This window comes from Chryseobacterium daecheongense (genome assembly GCF_003729955.1).
GTDB lineage: Bacteria > Bacteroidota > Bacteroidia > Flavobacteriales > Weeksellaceae > Chryseobacterium > Chryseobacterium daecheongense.
Genome location: NZ_RJTX01000001.1, coordinates 1,543,788 through 1,557,449, shown reverse-complemented (window position 1 = coordinate 1,557,449; position 13,662 = coordinate 1,543,788). Strand labels below are relative to the sequence as shown.

The window sequence follows — 13,662 nt, the reverse complement described above, 5'->3', positions numbered from 1 at the left end:
CAATATGTTTTATGTTTTCCTAGATAAATTTTTTAATAATATTTTAGAAAATTCTCTCTCAAAAAGATGTTTTTTATGAGGGATTTCCAATCTTTCTGATATAAAATTTAATTCGTTGTATTTGATGATGTCAATGTCTATGATTCGGTCTCTGTACCCACCAAAGGCTCTTGAATCATCTACTCTTCCCATATCCACTTCAATACCTTTAATAAAATTAAGTAGTTGAATTGGTGAAAGATCTGTCAATATTATTGTTGCAATATTACAAAAAATATTGGAACTAACAAATTCTACAGGTGGTGAAATTAATAATTCACTTATTTTTAATATTTCAATATTACCGCTTTTCAGCTTTTCCAGAGCAAGGTCCAGGTTTTTTTCCGGATCCCCAAGATTACTTCCGAGTAACAAAATGACTTCTTGTTGCGACATATTGTTGAAATGATTGATTTATGAAAAGTTTTTTTAAAAATGTATTGGCAAATATAGTTGCAATTCTCATACTATGCGCCGTATTTTTCTTCTTTTTTATAATGACTCTTGTGTTCAGTTCTATGGGAGGAGAGAAAGCTGTAGTTAAGAAGAATTCTATATTGACCATCAATTTAAAAACCCATATTATTGATAGCCCGACGGAAGAGCAAAATGATTTGTTCAATATAAAAAAACAAAATAAAAGTGTTTTGATTTACGAAGCACTTGAAGCAATTAATAAGGCTAAAACTGATGATAATATTAAAGGAATAAGTATTGAAACGGATGATCTGAATGCCGGAATTACACAAATTGATGATTTGAGAAATGCCATTGAGGATTTTAAAAAGAGTGGAAAATTTGTATATGCTTATGGAAATACAGTTTCCCAATCTTCTTATTATTTAGGATCTGTTGCTGATAAATATTACCTGAACCCTTCAGGGATGATTGAGCTGAAAGGATTAGCCACAGAAGTTACTTTCTTTAAAGAATTTGCCGAAAAATATGGCATCGGGATCGAAGTTATCCGTCATGGAAAATTCAAGTCTGCGGTAGAACCATTCCTTAGAAATGATATTTCCCCGGAAAATAAGGAACAGCTGGGTACATTATTGAATGACATCTGGAAAAATACCTCTACAAGAATTGCTGCTTCCAGAAAAATTGATACAGCCCAATTCAGAACAGTTGTTGACAGCTTGTATGGAATGATCCCTGAGCAAAGCTTAAAATACAGATTGGCTGACCAACTGATTCAGAAGACTGAGTATGATAATATGATAAAGTCTCAACTGAAATTGAAGGAAAAGGATAAACTCAATAAAATTTCATTAAGCAAATACATAAGTTCTTATGCTGATGAAAATAAATCAGGAGATAGAGTAGCGGTATTATATGCATCAGGGTCTATCAATAATGGAGATGAATACAATGAGATTTATTCTGAAAAGTACATTAAATATATTAAAGAGCTTCAGGAGAATAATAAAGTGAAAGCGGTTGTATTCAGGATCAATTCTCCAGGGGGAAGCGCCAATGCATCTGATGGAATTTTGTTTGAGCTGCAACAGCTGAAAAAGAAGAAACCTCTTATCGTTTCTTTTGGAGATTATGCCGCTTCAGGAGGATATTATATTGCAATGGCTGCTGATAAAATTTATTCTGAACCTAATACTCTTACCGGATCTATAGGTGTTTTTGGTATAATACCTTATTTTAAAGATATTGCCAATAAGAATGGGATCCGTTCAGATATTGTTTCCACTAATGCCAACTCACAGTATTATTCATCTTTGAATGGAGTTACTCCTTATGGTGTTAGCTTAATCACCAGAAGCGTTGAAGGTACCTATAAGAGATTTGTTCATTTCGTAACACAAAACAGAAAACAGAGCTTTGAGCAGATTGATAGTGTGGGTGGAGGAAGAGTTTGGAGTGGTACACGTGCCAAAGAAATTGGCTTGGTGGATGAACTGGGTACGTTAAATGATGCAATCAAGTTTGCAGCTCAAAAAGCAGGACTTAAATCTTATCACGTAGCTTCTTATCCTAAAGAAATGTCACCGTTTGAACAAATTTTCAGTGATCTTAATGAGGAAGATATTTCGGCAAGAGTCATCAAAAATAAAATTGGGAAAGCCAATTATGAAATTTTACAACAGATTACAGATAAAAAGCTGCAGTCCGAAGTCAAAATGGAAATGCCTTACCAGATAAAAATTAACTAAACTATATTGTACAAAAAGCCCGGATTTGAATTTCAATCCGGGCTTTGTTTTTTTAATTATCTTTAGCTTTTCCTTGTGGCCATTCCGTAGATCCAGAGTACAATCAGTGCTCCTCCCACTGCTAATAACATGCTTCTGAAATCGAAGTCGTCAACAGTTCCCCAGCCAAGTGTACTGCCTATAAAGCCTCCTACAAAAGCTCCTACAATTCCTAAAATAATTGTCATTAGCCAGCCTCCACCTTGTGTTCCCGGCATGATAAGTTTCGCAATTGCGCCTGCAATAAGACCAAATATGATCCAAGTTAAAATTCCCATAGTCGTAAATTTTTTAATTATATTAATTGATTAATGCGTTTACTAATGTATGGAAAATATGATAAATATCATCTTTTCTTGAAAAAAGAGTCAACAAATTCTGTACCATTAAACAATTGCAGGTCTTGCATCTTCTCACCAACACCTATATATTTTACAGGAATCTGGAACTGATCAGAAATTCCTATTACGACACCTCCTTTGGCCGTGCCATCCAATTTTGTAACGGCTAAAGCATTTACTTCTGTAGCTGCTGTAAACTGTTTGGCCTGCTCAAAAGCATTTTGTCCTGTAGAACCATCAAGAACCAATAAAATCTCGTGAGGAGCATCCGGAATTACCTTTTGCATCACTCTTTTGATTTTAGAAAGCTCGTTCATCAAATTAACTTTATTGTGAAGTCTTCCTGCGGTATCAATGATTACGACATCTGCATCTTGCGCAACGGCACTTTGTACGGTATCAAAGGCCACCGAAGCGGGATCAGAGCCCATATTTTGCTTTACAATGGGAACACCCACTCTTTCACTCCAGATTGTTAATTGGTCCACAGCCGCAGCTCTGAAAGTATCTGCAGCTCCTAAAACCACTTTTTTACCTTCGGATTTGAACTGATGGGCCAGCTTTCCTATAGTAGTGGTTTTTCCGACACCGTTTACTCCAACAACCATGATTACATAAGGCTTTTTAGTGGTGTCTATATTTCCGGTTCCTGCATGAGGATTTTCCAGTAATAACCCGGTGATTTCTTCACGAAGGATTTTGTCCAGCTCACTTATATTAACGTATTTATCTCTCGCAACACGCTCTTCAATTCTTTCTATGATCTTAATGGTAGTTGATGCACCTACATCGGAAGCAATAAGTACTTCTTCCAGATCATCCAGTACTTCATCATCTACTTTGCTTTTACCGACTACGGCTTTCGTCATTTTTTCGAAGAAACCCTGACTGGATTTTTCCAATCCTTTGTCTAAAGTTTCTTTCTCTTCTTTTTTGAAAATATTTTTAAACCAACTCATAGAGAACTTTGATTTTATATAGTGTGTTGTCTATAACAAAGATAACAAAAAAACTACCCAAAAATCTGAGTAGTTTTTATATTGTAAATAAAGTGTAGATTATTTTTTTAAATAACCGTCTACTTCGTCCGCATTCATTACTTTTTCTTCGAAAACGTAAGCACCTGATTTAGATGACTTCACCATTTTCACAACTTTAGTCATTTTTTTTGACTGACCGCTTTGTAGGGTTGCTACTACTTTCTTTGCCATGGTAAGTTATATTTTATAAATTACTTGATTTCTTTGTGAACAGTATATTTCTTAAGAACAGGATTATACTTTTTAAGCTCTAATCTTTCTGTAGTGTTCTTTTTATTTTTAGTAGAAATGTATCTAGACATTCCTGGCATACCACTTTCTTTATGCTCTGTACATTCAAGGATTACTTGAACTCTGTTTCCTTTTTTTGCCATGATTTCTTAATTATTTAATAAATCCGTTTCTTGCTGCTCTTTCTAGAGCTTCTTCAATTCCAATCTTGTTAATCACTCTCAATCCATGAGCTGAAACTTTTAACGTTACGTGCTTATCTTGCTCTGGAAGGTAAAACTTCTTCTCCAATAAGTTAATTTCAAAACGACGCTTCGTTTTGTTATTAGCGTGAGAAACGTTGTTACCAACCATTGCACGCTTTCCTGTTATTTGGCAAATTCTTGACATATCTCGATGTTCTTATTTGTATAATATTTGAGAGTGCAAAATAACGAAGAATTTTTTAGATAGACAAATGTTTTAAAATTTATTTTCCAATTAGTTAGATTATTTTTTAACAATTAAGATTTTTAATGCGCTATTTCGCCATCTTTCTCTGGAACCTTTTGATCAGAAAATAAAAGAGCAAAAATCCTAATGCAAAAATCGAAACTCTGGAAAGGAAATCTCCTGTTCTTGTATAGAAAGTCTGTTGATCATACAGGTTGATTTTAGCGAATAATGCGGTTTGATCTCCATAAAAAGTATCTTCTAAAACTTCACCTTTTGCATCAATATGTGCGGAAATACCACTGTTCGCAGAACGGGCGATTTCCCTGCGGGTTTCAATGGCTCTTAGCTTAGCGTAAGAAAGCAGCTGCTTGTGGCCTTCCGTAACACCCCACCAGGAATCATTGGTCATGATTGCTAAAAAATTAGCTCCTTTTTTTACATAATCGGTTACAAATTCACCATAAATACTTTCATAGCAAATGATGGGAGCTATTTTTCCTTTGTTGTACGGATTGGCAAAAGCTACTCTTTCCTTGTCTGTTCCCAGTGAAGCTACTGTTCCGCCAAGATTAAGCATGGCATCCCCTAAAATAGGCTTTAAAACATTCATATACGGGAAAATTTCAACACCTGGTACAAGCTTTCCCTTATGATACACTTGCACTTTTTGATTGGGAACAATTTGTACCGCAGAGTTATAACTTTCTACCCACACTCCGGAGTTAATCTGATAAGCACCTTGCGGTAAATTTTCTCCGCTAAAATAATAGCGATGCGAAGAAATTCCCGTTGCAAAAACAGAGCCGGGATGTTTGGATAAAAAATCCTTAACATTATTCAAAAGAAAACTTTTTTCAAAACCTGTTTCGGAAATGGAGCCTCTTCCAGGAATTGCTGTTTCGGGAGCAATATAATAATCAATTTTTCCTTTTGAATTTTTTTCAGCAAGGGTTAAAAGATCATTTTCTATAGTAAGGCTGTCTTTGAGATATTTTTCGTTGTAGGGATCAAGTTCCGGCTGTAAAAGTAGAACATTTACTTGCCCGATTGGTTTTTCATCAAAATTATTATACTTGATCAATGAAATGATCATCGGAAGAATAATGAGAAGGGCAGCAATGGAAGTGTTTTTAATTAAGTCTTTTCTCTTTCTTCCTGCTTCCCATGTTCTTACAGTATAAAATAAAAATACATTGATCAGCAAGATCCAAAAACTTCCCCCTGTTGCTCCCAACGTATCATACCATTGAACAAGCTTAGGATATTCTGAAAATACGTTCCCAAGATTCAGCCATGGCCAAGTAAGTTCCCAATTTAGATGGAATTTTTCAAAGCTCATCCATATTGCAATGAAAAAAGCTAATCCCCAATACGTTCCCTGTGCATTTTTGTACCAGTGGTAGCATTGGAAAACCAAAGAATAGAGTAGGGAATTGACAAGAACCGGAAATAATACGGCCATTAAAGAGTGGCTTCCGTCCGGGTTTTTTGAACCATACAGCCATCCTGTAGTGACAATATTCCAGATGATAAAGCAGAGGTAGGAAAGTCCGAAAACAATCCAGCTTTTTCTTTTATAATCCGAAAATTTAGAAACTCCGTGTTCCATCATCAAAAGAGGAACAAGTGCAAAGAATATAAAAAACGGAACACCGTAAGTAGGCCATGAAACAGACAGCAGCATTGCTGAAATGAGCGTAAGTAAAACGTATTTCATTAAATTAAATTAACATACAAATTTAATGTTTTTGAAATGAATACATTTGCAATTGATGTTAAAGAAATTTTACAAAATAATTATCGTTCCTTACACCTTATTTTTGCTGTACCTAATGTTTTTAGGTATGGGGAGATTTCAGTATGATGATAATATCTTGAGAATAGAACCTATTTTATCCACTATCAAATTTATTGAAGGTACCATTTCCTGGAAAGATATCATTATTATTGTCCTGGGGAATATTATAATGTTCATACCTTTTGGTTTTCTGGGCTGGGTGCTGCCTCAGTTAAAAGATCTCAAAAACCTGCTTTTTACCTTTATGTCAGCCATTATCATTGTGGAAGCGCTCCAATACTTTACCAGAATGGGTATTTTTGAAGTAGACGATATTATCCTCAATACTTTTGGGGTGTATTTAGGATGGTTGATGTGTCAACAGATTGAAAGGAAACTAGCCGTTTAGTTCCTGAGCCCGCTTTTCAGCATTTAAGATACCTTTTTTCAGGATTTCTTTGAAATTATTTTCCTCGAAGGTTTTTAAGGCTGCCTCTGTAGTTCCGCCTTTGGAAGCAACATCCTGAATCAGCTCTTCTAAATTTTTATCAGAATTGTTAATCAGATGATAGGCTCCAAGCATAGTTTGCTTTACAAAGAGCTTAGAAAGATTTTCCTCTATTCCCATCTCGATTCCGGCTTTGATCATGGCATCAATGATGTAATAGAAATAAGCAGGTCCGCTTCCTGAAAGAGCTGTGACACCGTCCAATAGGTTTTCATCTTCCAGATATACAGATCTTCCGGTACTGTTCAGTAATCTTTCGATATTGATCAACTGGCTGAAAGAAATGCCGTCTGCGGAAGTATAGCCGGTAATTCCCATTCCTAAAAGCGTGGGAGAGTTGGGCATAGCTCTCACGACAAGAGGATGATTCAGTAATTTTTGGATCTTTTCAATCTTTATTCCCGCCATAATGGATAAAACCATCTGGTTTTCTTTTAAGGTAAATCTGATGTTTTCCGCAACGTACTGGAAATCCTGAGGTTTCACGGCAATAATAATAAGATCGGCATCGATTTCCTTAACATTTTGAAAAACGGATATGTTGGAGTGAGGAAACTCCTCTGCTATTTTTGATAATCTGGATTCGTTTCTGGTAATCAGTTGCAGGTTTTCAGGTTTGATAAGCTCATATTTCAAAAAAGATTTTGAAAAAGACAGGCCCATGTTTCCTGCTCCTAAAATGGCTATTTTCATGTGTTTTTTATCTATTCTTTAAGGTGTTTTCTGAAAATTAATGTATAATTATCGTTAAAAGTAACCATTTCTATTTTTTTGAAAGAAATTTTATGGGGTTTTTTATCTATTTTTCCGGTTGGGTCGTAGTTCCGGATGAGAACTGAGGTGTCATCTACTTCCATAATCTCTCCTATTGAAAAACCCTTTTTCTTTTTATTACTTTCCACAATGCAATGGAAATTCTGTTTTTTTAATGATTTAAAAAGATTTTCAGTGTTGGTAAGAGAAGTGTTGCTGATGATTTTGTGATTGAATTGAATCAGCTGTTCTTCAGATAATATTTTTCTGATGGTTTTATCATATTTATTACATCGGATGCTCAATATCCTTTCTTGGGGGATAATTTTAATGTCTGTAAGCCTGAAATCGGAAAATTCCTGAACCATAATGAGTTCATCAGACATTTTCAGGATAAAACCGTAGATACTTTGGTCCGGATTTTCTTCCGAAAGATAGATTTTGACGTAATTATTTTTATCAATATGCTTCTGAATCAGTTTATTAAACTCCTTGTCAGATAAAGTTTTTCCCATATTGAAGGTTTGATATGCTAAAATAATCTATTTTTCAATACGTTAGGTGGATATTGAAGCGAATGTTAAGGCGCGAATGAAAAATTAATATTTATATAATATTGACTTCTCTTTCCAGTTCAATTCCGAATTTTTCTTTCACAGAATTGATGATCCCTGTAGAGAAATCAAATATTTCCTTTCCTGTAGCTTTTCCTGTAGCATTGATGATCACTAAAGATTGCAATTGATGAGAAGCCACATTTCCGATTTGTTTCCCTTTCCATCCACATTGTTCAATCAGCCATCCTGCCGGAACTTTTACCCAATCTCCATTAGGGTATCCCTGTATATTTTCAAATTGCTGCTTTAAAGCTTCAAACTGAGATACAGGAATGGTCGGGTTTTTAAAGAAACTTCCGGCATTACCAATTTCTTTGGGATCCGGAAGCTTGCTTTGTCTGATGTTGATGACTGCTTTAGAAACGTCCTGAATGGTTGGAGTACTGATGTGTAATTTTTCTAACTCGGATTGGATAGCTCCGTATTCCGTTTTGATACGATGGTCTTTTTTTGTCAATTTAAATGTAACCTCTAAAATGACGTATTTTCCTTTGCCTTCCTGCTTGAAGATGGAATCTCTGTATCCGAACCTGCACTGTTCAAGATCAAAAATCTCTACTTCCTGAGTTTCTAAATTCAAAACGGTACAGCTTACAAACACATCTTTTATTTCTGTTCCGTAAGCTCCAATATTCTGCATAGGTGAAGTTCCTACATTTCCTGGAATAAGAGAAAGGTTTTCCAAGCCACCATAGTTTTTCTCAAGACAGAACATCACGAACTCATGCCAGTTTTCTCCTGCTTTTGCAGTAACCAGGGCATGGTTTTCATCTAAGCTTTGTTCGGAAATCCCTTTTAAGTTTATCTTAATAGCAAGTCCCTCGAAATCTTTTGTCAATAAAATATTGCTTCCGCCTCCAAGGAATAGTAGTTTAAGAGCATGAGAGTTTGAGAAATTCAGAGCTTCTTTCAGCTCATCAATCGTCTGAACTTCGATGAAATATTTTGCTTTAGCTTCTACGCCAAAAGTGTTGTATGGTTGTAAAGAGAAATTTTCGTGCATGGTTTTATTGATATTCTTTGGGAAGAACTTTTTCTAATTGATCTTTAAATCTTTGCAACTGCCCGTAATGAATAGTGTCATTATAAGAGTTGACATAAATGTAAGATTTTTTTGGAGTTTTGATCTGAAAAGTTTCATCAATTCCATCCAATGACTGTATGCTTGCCGAACTTTCAATCTTATCCAAGCTTTTCACATCAAATGATGCAGTAAGCTCTTTCCAGGCTTTAGGATCTAAAGTCAGACTTTTTTGTTGATGTACATTATTGGTGGTATTTCCGCGTTCGGCATGGATGGAGTCCTTTGTGACTTTAATGATTTTATAATTTCCTGCACTTCCACCAATATAAGACAAGCTTATCGATGTAATGGGTTCGGAATTATTTTGTGTTTTGGTTTCCGTTTTCTGGCAGGAAAAAAATATCAGCAATACAAATATTGAAAAGAATATTTTCAAGGGATATTTAAATATTGCTGACATTATACTATAATTATAAGCTGAATTCAGACTTATATTTTTGCAGTGCATCTTTTAGAATTTCAGCACTTCTCTTTAAGTCTTCTTCTTTTAATACATAGGCGATTCTTACCTGTTTTTTTCCTAATTCAGGATCGCTGTAGAATCCTCCTGCAGGAGCTACCATAATAGTTTCATTCTTATTGGAATATTTTTCCAACAGCCATTGTGCAAATTTTTCGGTATCGTCTACCGGAAGTTCTGCAACACAATAAAATGCACCTTTTGGCTTAGGACAGATTACTCCAGGGATGGCATTTAGTAAATCCACAAGGGTATTTCTTCTGTGTGTATATTCTTCTCTCACGGCACGGATATAGGCGCCATCATTTTGATGAGCCGCAGTGGCTGCAATTTGTCCCAAAAGAACAGGGCTTAGTCTTGCCTGTGCAAAAAGCATGGCCGCATCATGGATTTTTTTAGAACGGGTGATCATACATCCGATTCTTACTCCACACATAGAATAACGCTTGGATTCTGAATCAATGATAATACAGTTTTCGCTCAATTCAGGGAATGCAAGCATGGAAACCTGCTGTTTCCCATCATATACATATTCTCTGTATACTTCGTCGGAAATGATTACAATGTCGTATTTTAGAGCAATTTCAGCCAGTTGCTGAAGTTCCTCACGAGTGTAAAGATATCCTGTAGGATTTCCCGGGTTACAGATGATAATGGCTCTTGTTTTGTCTGTGATTTTTTTCTCAAACTCTTCAATCGGAGGAAGTGCGAAACCAGTGTCAATGGTAGAAGGAACGGCTACAACATTCACGTTGAATGTACTTGTGAAGCCATTGTAATTCGCATAATAAGGCTCCGGAATGATCACTTCATCTCCTTCATCGCATAAGGTTGAAATGGCGAAATTCAATGCTTCTGATCCACCATTGGTTACAATGAAATTATCAGGAGTCAAGTCGGTAAAATCTAAAGAATGATAGTACTCGGTAAGAGCTTTTCTATATTCAATATTTCCTTCCGAAAGAGCATACTCCAATACTTTTAAATCAATATTCTTTAAAGCATTTAAAGCCGTTTCCGGGGTTTCAATATCTGGTTGCCCGATATTTAAATGATATACTTTTATTCCTTTCTGTTTTGCCTTTAAGGCGTAAGGAACTAGCTTTCTCACCGGAGAAGGCGGCATGTGCTGTGCTCTGTTTGAAATATTCGGCATTGTTCAAAAAATTTGTATGGCAAAAATAAGATTTAATTTTTCAATACTAAAATATGTAGGAAATGTAGTAAAAATAGTAGCGTTGTTGAATTATTGTATTCTTATTTTTTTTAATATTTTAATATATTGTTCTTAATTTTTATTCGATTTATTTGGTTAGTGTAAAAATTTAAGTAATTGATTTATTTTGATTTAATTTTGTTATTTTTTGTAAAAATGTTGAATTTTTTTCAGAAAAAATATTTTAATGTTAATTTTTTTTTAAATTTACGGCGATAATATCAAGTAAAATGAAACGAAAACTATTTTTTGGAGCTTTAAATGCTATAGCTCTTCTTTCTGCGTCTGCTATCATGGCGCAAAATTACCAGACCATGCCGGTACAATCCGGCTATACTGCGGATGTAATAGCTAACGGGATAGGTTCATCATCGGTCACTACAAATAATGATGTAGATGGTGTATCCTATGCTTTTGTGGCTAAAGATTTTCAATTAACCTCTACGAGTGCGGCTATTACGTATGGTATTCCTGCGGATGGAATTATTAATTCTGCGGTCGCTGCTACCCCGGGATTAAGCTATCAGTTGGCAAGTTTGAGTGCTAACAACTCTTTAAGATTAGCTGCGGTAAATGATACCGGAACTTTAACATTTACAACACCAAAAGCAGCCTTTAAATTGTATATGCTTGCTGTTAGTGGAAGTTCTCCTACAGCAACTACGGTGAATGTAGTAGTGAATTTTACAGATGCTACTTCACAAACATTCTCAGGTATCAATGTTTCAGATTGGTATAATGGTGCTAATTTTGCAATTCAGGGAATAGGAAGAATTAACAGAACAAATGATGCATTGGAATCAGGAAGTGGGACTAATCCGAGATTGTACCAAATTGAATTGGCAATAGATCCTGCTAACCAACCGAAACAGATTCAAAGTGTTACAGTAACTAAGGCAAGCGGTCCGGGATTACCCAATGTCTTCGCTTTTTCTGCGGATGTGTATTCAGACTGTGCACCTCCTGTTTTGCAGGCACCTTCAGCTATAACAGCTAATTCTGCTTTAGTTTCCTGGACAGCTCCATCCAATGCTGTAAGCTATGATGTATATCACAGCACATCCAATGCAACCCCTGCTAGTTCAGTTTCTCCTACTTATCCTGGAGTAACGGGTACAAGCACTACTATAGGGGGGCTTAATTCAAATACTACCTATTATTATTGGGTAAGAACTAATTGTAGCTCTGCAACGAGTCAAAGTGTTTGGTCTTTTGCAGGAACATTTAAAACGGCTTGTTCTACTTTCACTGTACCATATACAGAAAACTTTGATACAACAAGTACAGGCTCTTCAACAAATACTAATGCGCCAAGCTGCTGGGCATATTTAGAAAGTGCATCATTTGCAGGATATGGATATGTAATTGCTTCAAACGCTTATTCAGCGCCTAATTCTTATTATCTATATAATTCAACTGCTACTACGGGTAGCCAAATGTTGGTAGCTCCTCCGACTGTAAATCTTTCAAGTGGTACCAAACGTGTGAGATTCTATGCGAAATCGGGTGGTACTGGTTACACGCTATTAGTGGGTACTTTGTCAAACCCTACAGATCCTGCTACTTTTACACAAATTGGTTCTCCTATCACTTTAACAACTACTCATACACAATATACTGTTAATATTCCGGCGGGTACTGATTTGCAGTTAGCATTTAAACATGGATTAGGAGGTTCGGCCCGTTCTATTTATCTTGATAATATTATAGTTCAAGAAATTCCTACTTGTATAGAGCCAACTGCTGTTACGCCATCAAACGTTACGGCATATGCGGCAACAATTGGTTGGACTGCACCTACTCCGGCTCCGGGTATCGGATATGAAGTATATTACAGTACATCCAATACGGCACCTACATCTACAACTGTTTTAAATGCTACCAACTCTACCACATCTACTACAGTGTCTGCGCCATTGAGTGGATTATCGGCTGCAACAACCTATTATGTATGGGTAAGATCCAAGTGTTCTGCCAGTGATGCGAGTGAATGGTCAATAGGATCAACATTTACTACGGCTTGTGCTACTGTAAATGCTCCTTTCGTTCAAACATTTGATAATGCGGCTATTCCTAATTGCTGGACTAATATAAACCCGACTGCAACTGCACCTATTAATGCTAATTTATTGTGGAAGTTTTCAGGAAGTGGCGATTACGGAACCAATACTGCCAATAACGGGAAACCTGCAGGTACATATGCATGGGTAGACGCGAGTTCTCCATATAGTGGTGCTGGAGCTAATACAGTGCAATTGGTTTCTCCATCTATCAATTTAACAGGTTTAACGGCACCATACATTTCATTTGAATGGTATAAAAATCATTCTACCACTACTTCAACAACAGTAAGCCCTTCAACGTATGATAACAATAAGCTTACAGTAGAAGTGAATGATGGTAATGGTTGGGTATCTGTATTTTCGGATACTACTAACTCTAACCAGTGGAGAACCGTGGAAATTCCTCTGGCGGCTTCTTACATAGGAGCTACTATTCAGGTAAGATTTACTGTGGACAAAAACGTGAACGGGAACGGGTATTTTTATGATGATGTATTGCTTGATAACATCAATGTAAAACAAAATCCTAACTTAGCTACAAGTGAGGTTTCAGCTGCTCAAAATAAAGTTAAAGTGTATCCGAATCCATTCAAAGATGTATTGAATATCGCGGATATGAAAGATGTGAAATCCGTAACCGTAATGGATTTAACGGGAAGAGTAGTGAAAACTATTGATAACCCAACAAAACAACTTCATTTAGGTGAATTGAGTGCAGGATTATATTTAGTGACTGTTAACTTCAAAGACGGATCAAAATCAACGGTGAAAGCTATTAAGCAATAAATTTTTGATAAATAAATCAACGGCAGCTATTTTAATCAATAGCTGCTTTTTTATTGTTTAAATTTCAGCTGTTATTCGGGAGAAATTTTGTTATTTTTGAGAATT

The 13,662-nt window shown here is 35.9% G+C and carries 15 protein-coding genes; 3 read left to right on the top strand and 12 right to left on the bottom strand.

The features are described 5' to 3' along the window. Positions 1-9 precede the first annotated feature (9 nt). Positions 10-435 carry a 2-amino-4-hydroxy-6-hydroxymethyldihydropteridine diphosphokinase gene (gene folK / locus EGI05_RS07300; protein WP_123262366.1) on the bottom strand — a complete coding sequence of 142 codons (426 nt, stop codon included), beginning with the start codon at positions 433-435 and terminating at the stop codon, positions 10-12. Positions 436-455: 20 nt separating this feature from the next. Here folK and sppA point away from each other — a divergent pair, with 20 nt between their 5' ends. Continuing rightward, complete coding sequence (gene sppA / locus EGI05_RS07295; protein ID WP_123262365.1) at positions 456-2,207, top strand: signal peptide peptidase SppA; 1,752 nt, start codon at positions 456-458, stop codon at positions 2,205-2,207. Positions 2,208-2,269: 62 nt separating this feature from the next. Here sppA and EGI05_RS07290 read toward each other — a convergent pair whose 3' ends face one another. From EGI05_RS07290 to lnt, 6 genes are all read right to left on the bottom strand, one after another. Next, positions 2,270-2,524, bottom strand: coding sequence for a GlsB/YeaQ/YmgE family stress response membrane protein (locus EGI05_RS07290; RefSeq protein ID WP_123262364.1), 255 nt, complete (start codon positions 2,522-2,524; stop codon positions 2,270-2,272). Positions 2,525-2,592: 68 nt separating this feature from the next. After that, entirely contained in the window at positions 2,593-3,546 is a 954-nt protein-coding gene (gene ftsY, locus EGI05_RS07285; RefSeq protein WP_123262363.1) for a signal recognition particle-docking protein FtsY, read from the bottom strand. A gap of 99 nt (positions 3,547-3,645) precedes the next feature. Beyond that, the gene (locus EGI05_RS07280; RefSeq protein ID WP_002976755.1) at positions 3,646-3,798 is read right to left on the bottom strand and encodes a DUF4295 domain-containing protein; all 153 of its coding nucleotides are present in this window, start codon (positions 3,796-3,798) and stop codon (positions 3,646-3,648) included. Positions 3,799-3,818: 20 nt separating this feature from the next. Next, on the bottom strand, positions 3,819-4,001 hold the full coding sequence (gene rpmG, locus EGI05_RS07275; protein WP_053327078.1) for a 50S ribosomal protein L33: 183 nt from the start codon (positions 3,999-4,001) through the stop codon (positions 3,819-3,821). A 10-nt stretch (positions 4,002-4,011) separates the two neighbouring features. After that, the gene (gene rpmB, locus EGI05_RS07270) at positions 4,012-4,248 is read right to left on the bottom strand and encodes a 50S ribosomal protein L28 (protein WP_121460143.1); all 237 of its coding nucleotides are present in this window, start codon (positions 4,246-4,248) and stop codon (positions 4,012-4,014) included. A gap of 130 nt (positions 4,249-4,378) precedes the next feature. After that, a complete protein-coding gene (lnt, locus tag EGI05_RS07265; RefSeq protein ID WP_123262362.1) occupies positions 4,379-6,010 on the bottom strand; it encodes an apolipoprotein N-acyltransferase in 1,632 nt (543 codons plus the stop codon). A gap of 55 nt (positions 6,011-6,065) precedes the next feature. Between lnt and EGI05_RS07260 the strand changes: the two genes are divergently transcribed. Further along, on the top strand, positions 6,066-6,479 hold the full coding sequence (locus tag EGI05_RS07260) for a VanZ family protein (RefSeq protein WP_123262361.1): 414 nt from the start codon (positions 6,066-6,068) through the stop codon (positions 6,477-6,479). On the opposite strand, the gene proC is transcribed toward EGI05_RS07260, so the two are convergent. The 5 genes from proC to EGI05_RS07235 all read right to left on the bottom strand — a co-directional run bounded on the left by proC (position 6,468) and on the right by EGI05_RS07235 (position 10,648). Beyond that, on the bottom strand, positions 6,468-7,271 hold the full coding sequence (proC, locus tag EGI05_RS07255) for a pyrroline-5-carboxylate reductase (RefSeq protein WP_123262360.1): 804 nt from the start codon (positions 7,269-7,271) through the stop codon (positions 6,468-6,470). The two genes, EGI05_RS07260 and proC, sit on opposite strands and share 12 nt — an antisense overlap. Before the next feature lie 11 nt (positions 7,272-7,282). Continuing rightward, a complete protein-coding gene (locus EGI05_RS07250) occupies positions 7,283-7,846 on the bottom strand; it encodes a hypothetical protein (RefSeq protein ID WP_123262359.1) in 564 nt (187 codons plus the stop codon). Between the two features lie 91 nt (positions 7,847-7,937). After that, positions 7,938-8,951 carry a UDP-N-acetylmuramate dehydrogenase gene (murB, locus tag EGI05_RS07245; RefSeq protein ID WP_123262358.1) on the bottom strand — a complete coding sequence of 338 codons (1,014 nt, stop codon included), beginning with the start codon at positions 8,949-8,951 and terminating at the stop codon, positions 7,938-7,940. Positions 8,952-8,955: 4 nt separating this feature from the next. Then, positions 8,956-9,432, bottom strand: a complete 477-nt coding sequence (locus tag EGI05_RS07240; protein ID WP_123262357.1) for a hypothetical protein — start codon at positions 9,430-9,432, stop codon at positions 8,956-8,958. A 10-nt stretch (positions 9,433-9,442) separates the two neighbouring features. Beyond that, positions 9,443-10,648 carry a pyridoxal phosphate-dependent aminotransferase gene (locus EGI05_RS07235; protein ID WP_123262356.1) on the bottom strand — a complete coding sequence of 402 codons (1,206 nt, stop codon included), beginning with the start codon at positions 10,646-10,648 and terminating at the stop codon, positions 9,443-9,445. Positions 10,649-10,938: 290 nt separating this feature from the next. Between EGI05_RS07235 and EGI05_RS07230 the strand changes: the two genes are divergently transcribed. Next, positions 10,939-13,557 (top strand): fibronectin type III domain-containing protein, encoded by a 2,619-nt coding sequence (locus tag EGI05_RS07230; RefSeq protein WP_123262355.1) that lies wholly within the window; start codon positions 10,939-10,941, stop codon positions 13,555-13,557. Positions 13,558-13,662: the final 105 nt, after the last annotated feature.